At 71.6% G+C, this 2,864-nt stretch carries 3 protein-coding genes; all 3 read left to right on the top strand.

Annotated features, from left to right (window positions below):
* Positions 1-119 precede the first annotated feature (119 nt).
* On the top strand, positions 120-740 hold the full coding sequence (locus tag K6I34_RS34895) for an isoprenylcysteine carboxylmethyltransferase family protein (RefSeq protein ID WP_229332047.1): 621 nt from the start codon (positions 120-122) through the stop codon (positions 738-740).
* 111 nt (positions 741-851) lie between these two features.
* Complete coding sequence (locus K6I34_RS34890; RefSeq protein ID WP_229332046.1) at positions 852-1,775, top strand: TIGR03564 family F420-dependent LLM class oxidoreductase; 924 nt, start codon at positions 852-854, stop codon at positions 1,773-1,775.
* A gap of 217 nt (positions 1,776-1,992) precedes the next feature.
* Positions 1,993-2,856, top strand: a complete 864-nt coding sequence (locus K6I34_RS34885; RefSeq protein ID WP_229332045.1) for a hypothetical protein — start codon at positions 1,993-1,995, stop codon at positions 2,854-2,856.
* Positions 2,857-2,864: the final 8 nt, after the last annotated feature.

Raw genomic sequence — 2,864 nt, 5'->3', positions numbered from 1 at the left:
TAAGAGACAGGTGGAGACCAACTGACCGGTCTCCACCCGTGTTCCACCCGCGGGTGGAGTTCTCCGACTCCTCCCGTGGGTGGTGGTGATCCACCCGGCACGGGAAGCAGTCTTGGGCCATGGGCTCTCTTCAAGCATCACTGGTCGCCCTCACCAACGTCTGCGCTCTCGTCTTCCTGGCGGCCTGGATCCTGGGCGCGGTCTACTTCGGTGCGAGGGGCCGGGCCGGTCCGGGCGGCTGGATACGCGGCCTGCGCCGCACCCTGCGGCGCCGGGTCCTGGGGGTCGTCGGCATCGGCGTGTTCTTCGTGGTGGTCGGACACTCGCCGCGGTCCTTCTGGCGCCATCTCCAGTACTGGCAGCCCGCGCTCGCGCTCCCGGGCGCCCTGCTCGTCGTCGCCTCCACCGCCTTGCTCCTGTGGGCCCGCTGGGTCCTGGGCACCATGTGGGCCAGCATCCCGATGCTCCAGGAACACCACGAGCTGCGCACCGACGGCCCCTACCGGCTGGTGCGCCACCCCATCTACACCGGCATCCTCGGCCTGATCGTCGGTTCCATGCTGGCCTGCGGCTTCGGCGTCTGGATCGCGTTCCTGGTGATCGCCGTACCCTGGTTGATACGCAGGGTCCGGGTGGAGGACGACCTGATGGCCGGTCAGTTCGGAGCGCCCTACGACGCCTACCGCGCTCGCGTTCCGGCACTGATCCCGTGGCCGCGCCCCGCCCCGGACCGACCATGAGCGGTAAGAGCTTGCGTAGTCCCCTCGACGGTCGCTGTGTACACACAGCCGAAAGAAAGCTGTCACATGCGAACGGGAATGTGCGGCTGCCTGTCGCCGGTTCGCCGTGACATGACTGTTGGAGTTGCACTCACCGCGATCAACGACGGTAACCAGATCGACGCCACCGTACGGCTCGCCCGGGAGGCCGCCGCCGCGGGCCTGCGGTCCGCCTGGTTCGGGCAGACCTTCGGCGCCGACTCGCCCCAACTCGCGGCCATCGTCGGGCGCGAGGTGCCGGAGTTGCAGGTGGGCACGTCCGCGATCCCCGTCTTCGGCCGCCACCCGCTGATCGTCTCCAGCCAGGCCCAGACCGCACAGGCGGCCACGCACGGCCGCTACCACCTCGGACTCGCGCTCGGCACCAAGCTGTTGACCGAATCCGGCTTCGGCATACCGTTCGAGCGGCCCATTGCCCGCTTGCGTGAATTCCTCATCGCGCTCCGACAGCTGACCGAGACGGGCGCCGCCGACTTCCATGGCGAACTGCTGACCGCGACCACTCCGATTCCCGCGCGCGTACCGGGCGCCGAGGGTGGCGTGCCCCTGCTCGTCGCCGCGATGGGCCCGCAGGCACTACGGGCCAGCGGTGAACTCGCGGACGGAATCCTGCCGTTCCTCGCCGGACCCCGTGCCCTGGCCGAACACATCGTCCCGGCCGTCACCGCGGCGGCCGCGGCCGCGGGCCGCCCCGCGCCCCGCGTCGTGGCGATCGTCCCCGGGGTGGTGACCGACGATGCCGAGTCCACACGTGAAAAGTTCACCGAGCAGCTCGCGTTCTACGAGCAGTTCCCGTCCTACGCACGGGTCATCGAGCTCTCCGGCGCCAAGCGGGCCGGCGACGTGGCCGTGATCGGCGACGAGGAGGCGGTCGCCGCCGAGGTGCGGCGCCTCCGGGACGCCGGGGCGACGGAGGTGGTGTTCGCGGAGACGGGCATCGCGGGAGAAACCGACCGACGCCGCACCTGGACCCTGCTGGGGGAACTGGCGGAATGAGCCGACCGAGAAGAAATATGAGCGCCGCCGTTCACCGATAGGCTGTCCTGATTGTCACTCATCACACCGGGGGTGCCGTGTGATCAGGAATCGGTGGACGAGCCGGGAGGCCGTCCGGTGCGACCTGTGTCCAGGTCGTCCGGTCCTGCCGACCCCGAACCCGGAGGTGAACCCGGCAAGGTGCATCCGGTGTCAAGGGGAGTACCGGTGGCTGCCGGTGCCGCACCCGGATGATCATCTGTGCGACGTGTGCCGCCGGGAGTGCCCCGACTGCCAGGCGCCGTCCCCGCGGGGCGGGCGCTGCCTGACCTGCCAGGGCATATGCCGTACCTGCCGGGGCCCGCTGCCCGAACGCGGCGTCACCGTACGGGTCCGGCCGCCGGAGGAGCGCAAGGACCGCAAGCGCCGGTGGGAGCAGCACTTCTTCCCGCACACGTCCCGACGCGAGCGGTGCGATGCCTGTCTGGAGCAGTCCGGCTCCCGCGACCCGCTGCGCGCGGTCCTGGCCGCCTTCCCCGACAGGCTCCTGCGGGCCTGCGACGGCGTGCCCCCGCAGGCGATCGCCGCCGTGCGGGACGAGCTCGGACGGCGCACCGCCCGGCAGTTGACAGGCCGTATCGAGCGCCGCTGGTGGGGCACGTGGGCGAGCCGCCCCCTGCAGCGTGCCGCCGACGGGAAGCAGGAGGGGTACGGCCCCGACGAGGTGGCCGTGTGGCTGCTGGCCCCGGCCGACTGTTCCGCGGGGTGCGAGGACGGCTTCAGCCCGGACAACCCCGACTGGCCCTGCCCCACCTGCCGCGGCCGGACCCGGCCCCCGGGCCCGTCCGCCCCGGCCACCGAGCAGGACCAGGACGAGGAGCGTACGCGTGTCCCCGCCACGGCCCGGACGGCCGTCGAAGCCGTCGCGTACCGGCCGCCGATGAACGAGTGCACCGGCAGCGGCGGCACCTGCGGAGTCCCCGTCGCCTTCCCCTACACCCAGTGCCCGGCCTGTCTGAACTGGCCCCGCTGCGCCTGCGGCCGCCGCTACGACCCGGACCGGGGCACGGCTTGCCGTACGTGTGCCGCGTACACGGTGTAGGACCGTGC

It is taken from the genome of Streptomyces sp. UNOC14_S4 (assembly GCF_020740835.1).
In the GTDB taxonomy this organism is placed as follows: Bacteria; Actinomycetota; Actinomycetes; order Streptomycetales; family Streptomycetaceae; genus Streptomyces.
Note: the sequence above shows the minus strand (reverse complement) of the source record. Positions and strands in the feature narration are given on the sequence as shown.